The sequence below is a fragment of the Xanthobacter oligotrophicus genome, assembly GCF_008364685.1.
Lineage (GTDB): Bacteria > Pseudomonadota > Alphaproteobacteria > Rhizobiales > Xanthobacteraceae > Xanthobacter > Xanthobacter oligotrophicus.
In genome coordinates this window covers 265392-279695 of record NZ_VTTL01000008.1, presented here as the reverse complement: position 1 = coordinate 279695, position 14304 = coordinate 265392, and the positions used below count along the sequence as shown (strand labels likewise).

The 14304-nt window shown below is 68.1% G+C and carries 13 protein-coding genes and 2 tRNA genes; 7 read left to right on the top strand and 8 right to left on the bottom strand.

The features are described from left to right. Nucleotides 1–2 precede the first annotated feature (2 nt). Nucleotides 3–78, top strand: a tRNA-Ala gene (locus FZ033_RS15230). Nucleotides 79–154: 76 nt separating this feature from the next. Beyond that, a tRNA-Ala gene (locus FZ033_RS15225) sits at nucleotides 155–230 on the top strand. Nucleotides 231–704: 474 nt separating this feature from the next. On the opposite strand, the gene FZ033_RS15220 is transcribed toward FZ033_RS15225, so the two are convergent. Then, a complete protein-coding gene (locus tag FZ033_RS15220) occupies nucleotides 705–1520 on the bottom strand; it encodes a response regulator (RefSeq protein ID WP_149576952.1) in 816 nt (271 codons plus the stop codon). 507 nt (nucleotides 1521–2027) lie between these two features. On the opposite strand from FZ033_RS15220, the gene FZ033_RS15215 reads away from it, so the two are divergent. Both FZ033_RS15215 and FZ033_RS15210 read left to right on the top strand, forming a co-directional pair. After that, complete coding sequence (locus FZ033_RS15215; RefSeq protein WP_149576951.1) at nucleotides 2028–2411, top strand: response regulator; 384 nt, start codon at nucleotides 2028–2030, stop codon at nucleotides 2409–2411. Further along, nucleotides 2398–4503: an ATP-binding protein gene (locus tag FZ033_RS15210; protein WP_188079507.1), complete on the top strand. Its 2106-nt coding sequence runs from the start codon at nucleotides 2398–2400 to the stop codon at nucleotides 4501–4503. Before FZ033_RS15215 ends, FZ033_RS15210 begins: the two co-directional genes overlap by 14 nt. Before the next feature lie 46 nt (nucleotides 4504–4549). Here the strand turns inward: FZ033_RS15210 and bioB are convergent, their stop codons facing one another. The 6 genes from bioB to pcaF all read right to left on the bottom strand — a co-directional run bounded on the left by bioB (nucleotide 4550) and on the right by pcaF (nucleotide 9486). Next, nucleotides 4550–5587 carry a biotin synthase BioB gene (gene bioB / locus FZ033_RS15205; RefSeq protein WP_149576949.1) on the bottom strand — a complete coding sequence of 346 codons (1038 nt, stop codon included), beginning with the start codon at nucleotides 5585–5587 and terminating at the stop codon, nucleotides 4550–4552. A gap of 84 nt (nucleotides 5588–5671) precedes the next feature. Further along, nucleotides 5672–6472, bottom strand: coding sequence for a 3-oxoadipate enol-lactonase (gene pcaD / locus FZ033_RS15200; RefSeq protein WP_149576948.1), 801 nt, complete (start codon nucleotides 6470–6472; stop codon nucleotides 5672–5674). A 154-nt stretch (nucleotides 6473–6626) separates the two neighbouring features. Next, a complete protein-coding gene (locus tag FZ033_RS15195) occupies nucleotides 6627–7280 on the bottom strand; it encodes a 3-oxoacid CoA-transferase subunit B (RefSeq protein WP_149576947.1) in 654 nt (217 codons plus the stop codon). Next, nucleotides 7277–7951 (bottom strand): 3-oxoacid CoA-transferase subunit A, encoded by a 675-nt coding sequence (locus tag FZ033_RS15190; protein ID WP_456243179.1) that lies wholly within the window; start codon nucleotides 7949–7951, stop codon nucleotides 7277–7279. Before FZ033_RS15190 ends, FZ033_RS15195 begins: the two co-directional genes overlap by 4 nt. 16 nt (nucleotides 7952–7967) lie before the next feature. After that, nucleotides 7968–8243: a muconolactone Delta-isomerase gene (gene catC, locus FZ033_RS15185; protein ID WP_149576945.1), complete on the bottom strand. Its 276-nt coding sequence runs from the start codon at nucleotides 8241–8243 to the stop codon at nucleotides 7968–7970. A gap of 37 nt (nucleotides 8244–8280) precedes the next feature. Further along, nucleotides 8281–9486, bottom strand: a complete 1206-nt coding sequence (gene pcaF / locus FZ033_RS15180) for a 3-oxoadipyl-CoA thiolase (protein ID WP_149576944.1) — start codon at nucleotides 9484–9486, stop codon at nucleotides 8281–8283. 278 nt (nucleotides 9487–9764) lie between these two features. On the opposite strand from pcaF, the gene FZ033_RS15175 reads away from it, so the two are divergent. Continuing rightward, the gene (locus tag FZ033_RS15175; RefSeq protein WP_149576943.1) at nucleotides 9765–10541 is read left to right on the top strand and encodes an IclR family transcriptional regulator; all 777 of its coding nucleotides are present in this window, start codon (nucleotides 9765–9767) and stop codon (nucleotides 10539–10541) included. Between the two features lie 218 nt (nucleotides 10542–10759). Then, entirely contained in the window at nucleotides 10760–11173 is a 414-nt protein-coding gene (locus FZ033_RS15170) for a DUF2147 domain-containing protein (protein WP_149576942.1), read from the top strand. A 219-nt stretch (nucleotides 11174–11392) separates the two neighbouring features. Here the strand turns inward: FZ033_RS15170 and FZ033_RS15165 are convergent, their stop codons facing one another. Then, nucleotides 11393–12448, bottom strand: a complete 1056-nt coding sequence (locus FZ033_RS15165; protein ID WP_149576941.1) for an aldo/keto reductase — start codon at nucleotides 12446–12448, stop codon at nucleotides 11393–11395. A gap of 444 nt (nucleotides 12449–12892) precedes the next feature. Between FZ033_RS15165 and FZ033_RS15160 the strand changes: the two genes are divergently transcribed. Then, a complete protein-coding gene (locus FZ033_RS15160) occupies nucleotides 12893–14254 on the top strand; it encodes an LLM class flavin-dependent oxidoreductase (protein WP_149576940.1) in 1362 nt (453 codons plus the stop codon). Nucleotides 14255–14304 lie beyond the last annotated feature (50 nt).

The following is a 14304-nucleotide window of genomic DNA, read 5'->3' as shown; positions in this document are numbered from 1 at the left end:
GTGGGGCCATAGCTCAGTTGGGAGAGCGCTTGAATGGCATTCAAGAGGTCGGCGGTTCGATTCCGCCTGGCTCCACCAAATTTCCCATAAGCGTGCGGCACGCGGCTCGGGTTTTCGCCCGGATCGTCCCGGACGCGACCACGCTTCCCCGCGTGGGGCCATAGCTCAGTTGGGAGAGCGCTTGAATGGCATTCAAGAGGTCGGCGGTTCGATTCCGCCTGGCTCCACCACTTCCCCCGCACATACCCTGACCGCCTCCTTCGCCTGCCTGCACCGGTCCCGTGGTCGCTTGCGTCATGTGGTCCGTGCAGCCGCGCGCGCCGATGCGAATCAGCAAGGGAGGGCGCGAATCACCGTGCCCCGCACGGCGGCGCCTGTTCCCAACCCCATGGCGCATTTCGAGCGCGGCGAATCCCGCTCCGCGCGGGATCGGAGCGCGGCGGATTCGATCCCATTTGGATCAGTCTCTCAAGTTGCTTCCCGCCGTGCGTGCTAGACCCAATCTCACATGGATCCGGGTGACGCCCAGCCGTCTTCGGAAGCGCCGGGCGCACCTGCCGGGATCCCGTGCCAAGCCCTGACCGGCACGGGGTGGGCGGGTCGGGTGGTGGCCGCATGCGGTGCCATCCGGCCCGTTCCGGCTCTTGAGGCGGATGCCCTCGCCACCCGTGACCGCCCCGTGCGCGAGCAGATTCCGACGGGTTTCAGTCCAGCGTTATGCCGAAGCGGTCGGCCTGCCGGCGCACGAAGGCTTCCATGCGCTCGCGCCCCAGATCGGTGAGATGGACGATGATGCGCCGCCGGTCGCGGGCGTCGGGAACGCGGGTCACGAGCCCTGCTGTCTCCAGGTCGTCGATGCGCCGCAGGGCGGTGGTGGCGGGCGCGCCGGAGGCGATGCACAGGCTGGTGACGGAGATGGGCCGCTGGCTCGCTTCCGCCACCGCGAGATCGAGCATCATCTCCCACGCGGGGTCGGAAAACAGGCCCGCCTGGAAGATGGCGTCGCGGTCGGCACGGGCGGCCACCAATACGCGTAGATATTGGACGCGCAGATATTGGGCGCTCGGGGAGTTGGGGCGGGCGACGTGGCCCGCCGGTGCCGTGTCGTCGCCGGTGGCGGCCTCGTCCTCCACCAGCGCGAAGGCGCGGGTGATGGCGTGGGCCACCTCCTCGGCGGCCAGCGGCTTCTGCAGGAAGTCTACCGCGTGCAGCCGCAGCGCCCCGACGGCGCGGTCGAGGGAGGCGTGGCCGGTGATGACGATGGCGGCCATGGGATGCTTGCGCCGCCGCGCCGAGAGCTTCTGCAGCAGCTCGATGCCGTCGATGCGCGGCATCTGCAGGTCGGTGACGATGACCTGCAGGTCGTCATTGCGCTGGACCAGATCGAGCGCCTCGACAGCGGTGCCGGCGGTCAGGGCGGCGATGCCCAGCACGCCGAGGCCCTCCTGCAACTCGATGAGCATGTCGGGATCATCGTCCACCAGCAGAACGCGAGGGGCTGTCCCAGTCTGCCCGTCCATCCTCTCCTCCGGTTTCCAATCCCGCGCGCGGCGATGGCCGAGTTTCACCCCGAGAGCACTTTCCGCTCGCCTTGGCTCACGAAAATCGCTCTAGAACTTTGTGTTGACGCGTTTTCTTCACGCGAACCGGTATCCACTTCGCTCGAAAACGCCCTAGAGCGCGATCCGATCAAACTGAACCAATTTGATCGGTGAATCGCCCTCTCACTCGAAGACAGAGAACGCGTTCTCCAGGCAAGCCGGCTGCAATCGCGAGGCCCGCATTTTCGGCTTATGGTTGAAGTGTGTTCCCAATTCAATCCAATATGAAATGAATTCGCCTTGACGATATCACAGCCTCATTGTGCAGTGCATTCCGGTCTCGCGGTGCTCAGGGCGGCGTTGCGTTCCGGTGGCATCGTAATGGCGCCGGCAGGGCGGCCTTGCTTCGGTGTTCATCACCGTTCAGGTCGGTTCAACCTGATGATGTCCGGCGCTCATGGCCGGAAATGGTCTTGAGCGGTGCGCATGGACCAGGTTCTTGTCATCGACGACGAGCCCGAATACCTCGACGAGCTGATCGAGGCGCTCGGTTTTCTCGGCCACGCCACCATTTCGGTGGGCCGGGGCGCCGAAGCCATCGATACGCTCCGGCGCGACCCCGCCATCCGCGTCATCCTGACCGACATGCGCATGCCGGATATGGACGGCATCGCGCTGATCAAGGCTGTTCAAGACGCCTTTCCCGGGCGCAAGATCGATTTCCTGATGATGACCGGCCACGCCGCCCCCGGCGATATCGCACAGGCGCTCGCGGCCGGCGTGGTGCGGTGCTTTCCCAAGCCGCTGGCCTTCGAGGACCTGTGTGCGGCGCTGGCGGAACTGGATGGCGGCAAGGATGAAGGGACCTGAGGCACGCGGCGACGGCTTGCGGGGGCTGGTCAATCCAGTCACGCTGATGCTGGTCGGCCTCGTGGTCCTGGTGGGCGTCATCCCCTTCGTCGCGGCGCTGGTGCTGTACCAGCTGCACAGCAGCGCCGAGCGCGACGAGGCGGTGGCCAACGCCCGGCGCACCGCGACGTTGCTGATGCGCAGTTTCGAGCAGGCCATCGCACCCGTCGACCTTCTGCTCCTGAATGTCGTCAGCACCTATGATGCCTCCGCCGCGCCGGTGCAGGTCCACGCGATGCTGCGCGGCCTGAGCCTTCCCCCGGCCGTGCTGCAGGTGAGCATCACCGACAGGGCGGGAGCGCTGATCGCGAGCAGTCTGCCCACGGCGGGCACGGAGCAGAAAGACCTGTCCGGGCGTGAATACATGCGCACCCACATCGGCAGGGAGCAGGTTCACGCGGGCCTCGATATCAGCAAGCCGGTGCTGGGCCTGCTGTCGAAGAAATGGGGGATCCCGCTCAGCCGGCCGCTTGTCGATGCCTCCGGCCGGTTCGCTGGCGTGGCGGTGGCATCCTACGCCATCAGCGACTTCATCGACTTCTACAAGCAGCTTCGGACCGAGGATGGCATGCTGATCGCCCTCGTTGGCCGCGATGGCATCGTGCGTGCCCAGGCCGCCGAAAGCACCAGCTTCGGCGATGACGTATCCGCGAGCCCGGCATTCCAGGCCGCCCTCGCGCGCGGCGGAGCCACCTATGAGGAGGTCAGCGTCGTCGATGGCGTTGCGCGCGTGGGATACACCGTTGCCTCCGGGAAATATCCCATCCTGGTGACGGTGGCTCATTCGCTCGCTTTCGTGGAGCTGCAGTCCAACGAGTTCCGCGCCGCCATCTGGAGCACGGCGCTGGGCCTTTCCATCGCGCTGCTCGTCGTCGCGCTGCTGGCGGGACGCTACCTGAACCTGCAGAAGAAGCTGAAGGCCAACGAGGTGCAGGCCCTGGCGCGCCAGCGCGAGGCCAATGTGCTCGAAGCCATCAGCCGCGTGCCCGGCGTCGCCGTCATGCACGTCACCGACGCCGGCGCGAGCGAGGTGGGCAGCGCGGCGGATCCCACCTTGTCGCCCCTGCTGCGCCGCTATCTCGCCAGCGGTCGCTTCCGGACCCTGGTCCGCGGGCTCAGGGAGCCGCAGCTGCGCGACGAGCATCTGTACGACGGCACCAGCGAGCTGGAGGTGGAGATGGTGGTGGCGCCGCTCCAGGGCATCGAGCGGGCCTCGCCGCCGGGAGAGGGGCAGGACATGGTGGTGTTCGCCGTGGACCGCACCCAGCGGCGGATGGAGGAGAACAAGCTCTACCAGATGTCGAAGCTCGCCTCCCTCGGCGAGGTGGCGACCGGGCTCGCCCACGAGATCAACCAGCCCCTCGGCGTGATCCGGCTGGCCGCGTCCAACGCCCTGACCGGCCTGAGGATGGGGCTGCCGGTGGAGCATCTCACCGCCAAGCTCGACCGCATAATCCAGCAGACGGTGCGCATGAGCCGCATCATCGACCACATGCGCATCTTCGGCCGCACCAGCGAGGAGCAGCTTCAGCCCTCCCACCCCACCCATGCCGTGGACGGCGCGCTGCAGGTGGTGGGCGCCCATTTCCGCCTGGACGAGATCGAGGTGACCATCTCGTCCGCGGCTGACCTGCCCGAAGTGCTCTGCCGCCAGGACCAGCTGGAACAGGTGATCATCAACCTGCTCCAGAACGCCCGCGACGCCATCAACGAGCGCCGCGCCGCCCTGGGGGAGCACTTCGCCGGCCGCATCGCGGTGCGCATCGCCGGCGAGCCCAGGCTGGGCGCGGCGGAGCAGGTGCTGATCGAGGTCGCCGACAATGGCGGCGGCATCCCCGAGGCGGTGGTGGAGCGGATCTTCCAGCCGTTCTTCACCACCAAGCCGCCGGGCAAGGGCACCGGCCTCGGCCTGTCGGTGAGCTTCGGCATCGTCCGCGACCATGGCGGCAGCCTCTCGGTCCGCAACGGGTCCGAGGGGGCCATCTTCAGCATCCGCCTTCCGGCCCGGCTGGCAGCGCCGGCCCTGGCCAGCGCCAGTGCTGCGCAAGGGTGAGGCGTCCCGCGGCGCCCGTCAGGGACCGGCTTTAGCCCCGGCCGCCTCACTCCGCGGCGGAGCGCATCTCCACGGCGGCGGGGGCGGCGGCGCGGATGCCGAGGCGGGCGAACAGCGCCGCATCCTTGTCCCGCTCCGGATTGGCGGTGGTGAGCAGCACGTCGCCGGTGAAGATGGAATTGGCGCCGGCGAGGAAGCACAGGGCCTGCATCTCGTCGCTCATGGCGTCCCGGCCGGCAGAGAGGCGCACGATGCTCTGGGGCATCAAAAGGCGCGCCAGCGCGATGAGGCGCACGAAGGCGATGGGGTCCGGCTTGTCGGCCTTGCCCATCACCGGGGTGCCCTCGATCTCATTCCACATGTTGATCGGCACGCTCTCGGGATGGGGATCGAGGGTGGCGAGCACCAGCAGCATGGCGATGCGATCGTCCACGCTCTCGCCCATGCCGACGATGCCGCCGGTGCACAGGCGGATGCCGCCCGCCCGCACCGAGGCGAGGGTGTCGAGGCGGTCGTCCATGGTCCGCGTGGTCACGATCTCGGGATAGAAGGCGGGCGAGGTGTCGATGTTGTGGTTGTAATAGTCGAGGCCGGCGGCGCCGAGGCGGGTCACCTGGTCGGGGGTGAGCATGCCCAGGGTCACGCAGGCTTCAAGGCCCATGGCCTTCACGCCCGAGATCATGGCGCAGACGGCGTCGAGGTCGCGATCCTTGGGGCTGCGCCAGGCGGCGCCCATGCAGAAGCGGGTGGCGCCGCCGTCCTTGGCCTTCTGCGCCTGCGACAGCACCTCCTCGACGCCCATGAGCTTGGTGGCTTTCAGGCCGGTCTCGTGGTGGGCGCTCTGGGAGCAGTAGCCGCAATCCTCCGCGCAGCCGCCGGTCTTGATGGAGAGCAGCGTCGCGGTTTCCACTGTGGTGGGGTCGAAATGACGGCGATGCACGCTCTGGGCGCGGAACAGCAGCTCGGGGAAGGGCAGGTCGTAGAGCGAGCGGGCCTCGGCCTCGGTCCAGTCGGAGCGCAGCTGGCTCCCTTCCGCCGCGCGGGCGGTTCCGGTCCCGGTGGTCGTGCCGGTGCTCGTGGTCATGGGCTGCTCCTGAAGATTCCCCGATCTGGAGGCAAGGATTACGCCGCAATGCACACCGGGCGCAATCCTCCCCTTGTCGGTGCTTCAGGCGGCGGTCAGGAACGGCACCAGCACGCGGGCGAGAGCTGCGGGCTGCTCCACGCAGGGAATGTGGGAGGCATCCGCGATCACCTCCAGCCGGGCGCCGGGGATGGCTGAGGCCAGCGCCTGCGCGGAGGCGGGGGGTGTCGCCGGGTCCTGGTCGCCGACGATGACGAGGGTGGGCGCGGTGATGGTGGCCGCCGCCGCCCGCAGGTCGGCGTCGCGCACCGCCATGGCGCAGCCGAGATAGCCCTCCAAGGTGGTGCGCGCCACCATGTTGGCATAGCCGCGCATGAGCTGCGGCGCCTTCTCCCGGAAGGCGTCCGTGAACCAGCGCCCCATCACCCCCGGCGCGATGGCGGCGAGGCCGTCGCGCCGGATGCCGGCGATGCGCTCGTCCCACACCGAGGCGGGGCCGATGAGGGCCGAGGTATCGCACAGCACCAGCCGGTCGACGCGGGCGGGGGCCGTCGCCGCCAGATGCTGGGCCACCATGCCGCCGATGGAGAGCCCGCACACATGGGCCTTTTCGATGCCGAGGGCATCCAGCAACGCCAGCGCATCGGCGGCGAGGAGGGGGATGGAATAGCCGGTGCCGTCCGCAGGCAGCGGCGTCGCGTCGGTGAGGCCGTGGCCGCGCATGTCGTAGCGCAGCACCCGGAAGGCGGCCGCAAGGTCGGCCATCACCGGGTCCCACACATGGAAGCTGGTGCCGAGCGAATTGGCGAGCAGCAGCACGGGGGCGCCCTGCGGGCCTTCGAGGGCATAGTGGGTGGTGATCTCTCCGGCGGCGATGAAGGGCATCCGGCGGTCTCCGGCTGGAAGGGGCGCCGCGCCGGCGGGCGGGGCAAATCGGGGATGAGGAAAGCCGCCCGGCCGTCCCGATGCAAGGGGCGGGCCGTGCGACGCAATGGGCGGGCGAATAAGCGGCGGCCGGGGTACCCCCGGCCGCGCAGGGTCAGCTGGCGCGGATCTCGATGCCGGCGTGCGCGTTCAGCGCCTCGAGGCTCAGCCCCGGCGGCAGCGTGCGCGCCACGAAGCCCTCGGGGGTGATGTCGATCACCCCGTGGTCCGTATAGACGCGGGAGACGCAGCCGAGGCCGGTGAGCGGGTAGGTGCAGTGCGCCACCAGCTTGGACTCACCCTTCTTGGTGAGCAGCTCCATCATCACGAACACGTTGCGGGCGCCCACCGCGAGGTCCATGGCGCCGCCCACGGCGGGGATGGCGTTGGGATCGTTGGTGGCCCAGTTGGCGAGGTCGCCGTTCACCGCCACCTGGAAGGCGCCGAGGATGGCGATGTCCAGATGCCCGCCGCGCATCATGGCGAACGACAGGCTGTGGTCGAAGAAGGCCCCGCCTTCGAGCAGCGTCACCGGCTGCTTGCCGGCGTTGATGAGGTCGTAGTCCACCTCGTTGGGCGAGGGCTTGGGGCCCATGCCGAGGATGCCGTTCTCGCTGTGGAGCAGGATTTCCTTGTCCTGCGGCAGGAAGTCCGCCACCAGCTCGGGCATGCCAATGCCGATGTTGACGATGGCGCCGTCCGGGATGTCGGCGGCGATGAGCTGCGCCATCTCGGCGCGCGTCCAGGGCGTGAAGGCGATGTCGCTCATTGGGCGGCTCCCGTGCCGATGGCCACCAGGCGGTCCACGAACACGCCGGGGGTGACGATGTCTTCCGGATCAAGCGCACCGAGGGGGACGATGTCCTCCACCTGCGCCACGGTGATGGTGGCCGCGGTGGCCATGACCGGCCCGAAATTGCGCGCCGTCTTGCGATAGGTGAGGTTGCCCCAGCGGTCACCACGGTGGGCCTTGATGAGGGCGAAGTCGGCCTTCAGCGGATATTCCAGCACATAGTTGCGCCCGTCGATCTGCCGCGTCTCCTTGCCGCTCGCGATGGGGGTGCCGTAGCCGGTGGGGGTGAAGAAGGCGCCGATGCCGGCGCCGCCGGCGCGGATGCGCTCCACCAGATTGCCCTGGGGCACCAGCTCCAGCTCCAGCTTGCCCTCGCGATAGAGCTTGTCGAAGACGAACGAGTCCGCCTGGCGGGGGAAGGAGCACACCACCTTCTTCACCAGCCCCGCCGCCAGCAAAGCGGCAAGCCCGGTGGTGCCGTTGCCGGCATTGTTGGAGATGATGGTGAGGTCCCTCGGCGCCCGCGCGATCACCGCCTCGATCAGTTCGTGGGGCATGCCGGCGCCGCCGAAGCCGCCCACCAGCAGGGTCGCCCCGTCGGGAATGTCGGCGACGCAGCTTTGGGTGTCGGACCTGGTCTTGTCGATCATGGGCGCGGTCTCCTCAGATCGCCGACGGGTGGCGCGCCAGCGCCGTCACAGTGATGTCCATGAATGGGAAGAGCGGCAGGGAGGAGAGCAGGGTGTGCAGCTCGTCCACGCTCTCCACGTCGAAGATGGAGACGTTGGAGTAGCGCCCGGCCACGCGCCACAGATGCACCCACTTGCCCTGTCGTTGCAGGTCCTGGGCATAGGCCTTCTCCGCCGCCTTGATGGCGTCGGCTTTCTCGACCGGAAAATCATGGGGGATCTTCACGGTCATCTCGACATGGAACAGCATGGCGGTGCGCTCTTCTTGAAAGGGGAAGGGGCGGGGGTCACACCCGCTCGATGATGGTGGCGATGCCCTGGCCGACGCCGATGCACATGGTGCAAAGGGCGTAGCGCCCGCCGGTGCGGTGGAGCTGGTACAGCGCGGTGGTGATCAGCCGCGCCCCCGACATGCCGAGGGGATGGCCAAGCGCGATGGCGCCGCCGTTGGGGTTCACATGGGCCGCATCGTCCGGCAGGCCGAGGTCGGAGAGCACGGCGCAGGCCTGGGCGGCGAACGCCTCGTTCAGCTCGATCACATCCATGTCGGCAAGCGTCAGGCCGGCCTTTTCCAGCACCTTGCGGGTGGCGGGGGCCGGGCCCATGCCCATGATGCGCGGCGGCACGCCGGCGGTGGCCATGGCGACGACGCGCCCGCGCGGGGTCAGGCCGTGCTTCTCCACCCCGGCGGCGGAGGCGAGCAGCAGGGCGGCGGCGCCGTCATTGACACCGGAGGCGTTGCCGGCGGTCACGGTGCCGCCGGGCTTCACCACGCCCTTGAGGCGGGTGAGGTCTTCCAGCTTCGTGTCGGGGCGCATGTGCTCGTCGCGCTCGAACAGCTTGGGGTCGCCCTTGCGCTGGGGGATGCTCACCGCCACGATCTCGTCGGCAAAGCGGCCGGCGGCCCAGGCCTCGGCGGCGCGGCGCTGGCTTTCCAGCGCGAAGGCGTCCTGCCGGGCGCGGCTGATCTGGAAATCCTCGGCCACGTTCTCGGCAGTCTCAGGCATGGAATCGACCCCATGCAGGGCCTTCATGGCCGGGTTCACGAAGCGCCAGCCGATGGTGGTGTCCTCGATCTTCGCGGCGCGGGAGAAAGCGCTGTCGGCCTTGCCCATGACGAAGGGGGCGCGGCTCATGCTCTCCACGCCGCCGGCGATCATGAGGTCGGCCTCGCCGGCCTTGATGGCGCGGGCGGCGGTGCCCACCGCATCCATGCCGGAGCCGCACAGCCGGTTGATGGTGGAGCCGGGCACCTCGATGGGCAGGCCGGAGAGCAGGGCGCCCATGCGGGCCACGTTGCGGTTGTCCTCGCCGGCCTGGTTGGCGCAGCCGAAGATCACGTCCTCCACCTGCGTCGCGTCGAGGCCGGGGCTGCGCGCGGCGAGGGCGCGGATCACGTGGGCCGCCAGATCGTCCGGCCGCACCGAGGACAGCGCGCCGGCATAGCGCCCGATGGGCGTGCGCACCGCGTCACAGATGAAGGCGTCGCTCATCGTTTCCTCATTTTGTGCGTTATACGAACTTAAGTTCGAAAAATTGATACGAGCGAGCGGCGGGTCGCGTCAAGGGCAATTTGCATGAGGCTCCTCTTCCGGTCCTGCAACGATGCGTTCTTCATTGCGAGCGCGGAGGATGATAGCAGAGGATAGGACCGACAATCTCACGCCAGCAGCAGAGCGCGATCGGTCATCATCTTGTGCGTAATACGAACAAATGCTACACCCCTTCCGGCGGCGCCAATGGACTGGCGCGCCGCATCGGGGGAGGGCGGATGACCAAGGTGCAGGCGAGCGAGGACAAGGACTATGTGCAGTCCCTGGTGCGCGGGCTTGAGGTGATCCGCACCTTCAGCCGCTACAAGCCGCGCATGACCCTGACCGAGGTGGCCCAGCAGACCGGAATGACCCGCGCCGCCGCGCGCCGCTTCCTGCTCACCTTGGTGCGGGAGGAATATGCCGAGACCGACGGCAAGTATTTCGCCCTGCGTCCCAAGGTTCTGGACCTCGGCTTTGCCTATCTCTCCTCCCTGCCCCTGTGGGAGGTGGCCCAGCCCATCATGCGCGACGTGGTGAACGCGCTGCAGGAATCCTGCTCGCTGGCGGTGCTGGACGGCCTCGACATCGTCTATGTGGCGCGGGTGCCCACCGAGCGGGTGATGACCATCGGCCTTTCCATCGGCTCGCGCCTGCCGGCCTATTGCAGCTCCATGGGTCGCACCCTGCTCGCCGGCCTGCCGCCGGCGGAGCTGGCCGCCTATTACGACCGGGTGAAGATCGAGCGGCGCACCGAGCGCACGGTGGCCAACATGGTGGCCCTGAAGGACGCCATCGAGACCTCGCGCCGGCAGGGCTGGACGCTGGTGGACCAGGAGCTGGAAATGGGCCTGCGCTCCATCGCGGCGCCGGTGAAGAACCGCCGCTCGGAGGTGCTGGCCGCGCTCAATGTCAGCACCCACGAGGGGCGCACCTCCATCGAGACCATGAAGACACGCTTCCTGCCGGTGCTGCTCGACGCCGCCCAGCGCATCTCCGCCGCGCTGCCGCAATAGCGGTAACATAGTCTGTGTAACCATGCGTCGGCGAAACTATTCGGCTGATCAGCGCGTTATGACGTAACGTAATATATGCCGGACGCGCCAGATAATCCCGGTTTTCAGGTGGGATCTTGTCCGCGCGCGCATAGTCCGGGCCGGGGCGCCATGGTATCAGCGCCGCCGACGCAGCGTGCTTCACCTGCGTCAGGCTCCTGGCTTGAAGTGGACGGAAAATGAAAATCTCTGTGTCCGACCGTGCGCGGTCCCTGCGGGTTTCCGCGCTTGCGGCGGCGACCTGCGTGGGTCTTCTCTCCCTCGCCACGGCGGGTGCCGCCAACGCGGCCGACGCGCTCGGCAAGTTCACGCGGCCGTCCACCGGCACGGTGGTGAATTTCTATGATTGCGGCGGCAAGCTCTGCGGCAAGATCATCTCGGTGACCAATCCCAAGTTCCAGTCGACGGTGGGCCAGCTCATCGTCAACGGCGCCGACTCCGTCGGCTCCGGCAAGTGGAAGGGCAATCTGTTCGATCCCGATGCCAACAAGACCTACAAGGGTTCCATGACCCTCGCCGGCGATGGCCTGAGGCTCGAAGGCTGCGTGGCCGCCGTGCTGTGCAGCGGCGAAACCTGGCGCCGGACCAACTGAGGTTCTGAGAGCCCGTTTGGACATTCGCCCCGATGGGTGCTTGCAGCTCTCGAAGGGCATTAACACCGTCATGGCCGGGCTTGACCCGGCCATCCACGCGGCGCGGCTGGGAAAGACTTTCGAACGCATTCCCAAGCGGTTCGGCGTGGATGCCCGGCACAAGGCCGGGCATGACGAGTGTAATCGCGGTCATGCTTCTTTTGAATTCTCGGGTGCCCCTCAGGGGGCCGGGCTGCCGTGGAGTTGGAACACCGCGTTCACCCTGGCCTCGATCTCCGGGGTGATGACTACGTCGAGGGTGGCCAGGGTCTCCTCCAACTGCGCCATGGACGTGGCGCCGATGATGTTGGAGGTCACGAACGGCCGGCTCGTCACCCACGCCTGCGCCAATTGCACCGCCGTCAGGCCAAGGTCGGCCGCCAGCGCCAGATAGGCCTTGATGGCGGCGTCCACGCCGGGCTTCTGGTAGCGCTGGCCGCGATCGAACAGGGTGGAGCGGGCGCCGGCCGGGCGTGCGCCGTCCAGATACTTGCCGGTGAGATACCCCTGCGCCAAAGGCGAATAGGCGAGCAGGCCCACGTCCTCCCGCGCGGCAAACTCGGCGAGGCCCACCTCGTACTCCCGGTTGATGAGATGGTACGCGTTCTGCACCGAGGCGACGCGCGGCCCGCCGCCGGTTTCCGCCGCCTTCAGAAAGCGGTGGAGGCCCCAGGGCGTCTCGTTGGACAGGCCGATATGGCGCACCTTGCCCGCGCTCACCAGATCGGCGAGCGCGCCCAGCGTCTCCTCGATGGGCACTTCCGGGCCGTCGCCGGTGCTGCTGGTGACGGCCGAGGCGGGGTTGCCGAACAGCGGCACGGCGCGGTCGGGCCAGTGCAACTGGTAGAGGTCCACGTAATCGGTCTGCAGGCGCTTGAGCGAGCCCTCGATGGCGTAGGTGATGTTCTTGGCGTCGAGCCGGGTCTTGGCGCCGTTCTCGCGCAGCCAGGTGTTGTCGGTGCGGCCGGCCACCTTGGTGGCGAGGACGACCTTGTCGCGCCCGCCGCGGGACTTCAGCCAGGTGCCGATGATGCGCTCGGTGGAGCCCTGGGTCTCCGGCCGGGGCGGGATGGAATACATCTCCGCCGTGTCGATCAGATTGATGCCCACGTCGCGGGCGCGGTCGAGCTGGGCGTGGCCCTCGGCTTCGGTGTTCTGCTGGCCGAAGGTCATGGTGCCGAGCGAGATGGACGACACCGAAAGGCCGGTGCGCCCGAGGGGGCGATAGTCGAGCATGAAGGGAAATGCTCCGGGGGACGGGCAAGGAGGGGAGGGGAGAAAAGACCCTGAGGCGGGCCGGCGTCAATGCGGCGCGCGGATGCGGACCCGCCGGTCCGGATAACCGGGCTGGTTTATAAATCAACTTAAACCATCGATGAAATCAAAAAATGATTGACGGGGCGTCCGGCGCGCCTATCGTGGAGGGCGAAGACGCGCCGCGATGGAGGTCCCGATGAGCTGCGCCTGCTGTTTGCTCTGACGGTCCCGTGCCCGGCACCGTCGCCCGTTCAGGCTTGCCGCGGGCAGTGCCCCGCGCCCTGCGCCGCGGCTGCCTCCCAAGTCGGAGCGCGAGCCTCCCGAGCCCGAACAAGTTCTGCCCCGCCACACGCCGCACGTGATCCCAAGAGGAGTCACGAGGTGAGAACGTGATCCCGTGTGGGGATCGCGAGGAGAGTGTCCATGGCCCATGTTGAGACGTCGCCCGGCCGGCAGCTTGTCCTCAACCTGTTCATCTATCCCGGTGGTCATCACGAGGCCGGCTGGCGCTATCCCGGCGCGAGCCCCGAGCGGCTGCTGGACATCACCTATTACCAGGACCTCGCCCGCTCGGCGGAAGCCGCCAAGCTCGACGCGGTGTTCTTCGCCGATGGTCCGGCGCAGGTGGACAATATCCGCTACGCCGCGCGCTTCCGCATCGAGCCGCTGACGTGGCTTGCGGCCATCGCGGCGGCCACCACCCATATCGGCCTCATCGGCACCGCCTCCACCACCTATTACGAGCCCTATAACCTCGCCCGCCTCTACGCCTCCCTCGACCATCTGAGCGGCGGGCGCGCGGGCTGGAACATCGTCACCACCGCCGTGCCGCAGGCCAGCGGCAATTTCGGCCTCGCCGAGACCCCGAGCCATGCCGAGCGCTACGCCCGCGCCGCCGAGTTCGTGGATGTGGTGACCAAGCTCTGGGACAGCTGGGAGGACGACGCCCTCGTCGCCGATCCCATCTCCGGCGTGTTCGCGGAGGATGCCAAGATCCACCCCATCGAGCATGTGGGTCGGCATTTCCGGGTGAAGGGCGCCCTCAACACCCCGCGCAGCCCGCAGGGCCGCCCGGTCTACGTGCAGGCCGGCTCCTCCGACGATGGCCGCTCGTTCGCGGCGCGCTACGCGGAAGCCATCTTCACCGCCCACCAGACGGTGGAGAGCGCGCAGGGCTTCTATGCCGACATCAAGAAGCAGGCGCAGAGCCTCGGCCGCAACCCGGACCATGTGAAGGTGCTGCCCGGCATCAGCCCCTATATCGGCTCGACCGAGGCCGAGGCCAAGCGGCTGTATGACGAGGTCAACGACCTGATCCAGCCGGCCTATTCCATCACCCAGCTCAAGCAGATCACCGGCGTGGACTTCACCGGCCATCCGCTGGACGCAGTGGTGTCGCTGGACGCCTTCGCCGATGCCGGCCCCGCCCGCACCGTGGCGAGCCGCTTCCAGCTGGTGGTGGACATCGTGCGGCGCGAAAAGCCGACCCTGCGCCAGCTCATCGACCGCCTCGCCGGCGCGCGCGGCCATTATGTGGTGGTGGGCACGCCGGAGAAGATCGCCGACGAGATCCAGCTCTGGTTCGAGAAGGGCGCGGCGGACGGCTTCAACGTGATGCCGCCCTGGTTCCGCGGCGGCTTCGACCTGTTTACTTCGCAGGTGGTGCCGATCCTGCGCAAGCGCGGCCTGTTCCGCAGCGAATACACGGGCCGGACCCTGCGCGAGCACTACGGCCTGCCGCGCCCCGAAAGCCTTTACGCCAGCGAGGCCCGCGCCACGGCCTGACCCGCCGGCGTGCCTCTCCTTTCCCTTCACTTGCCGGGCCGGCCGATGAC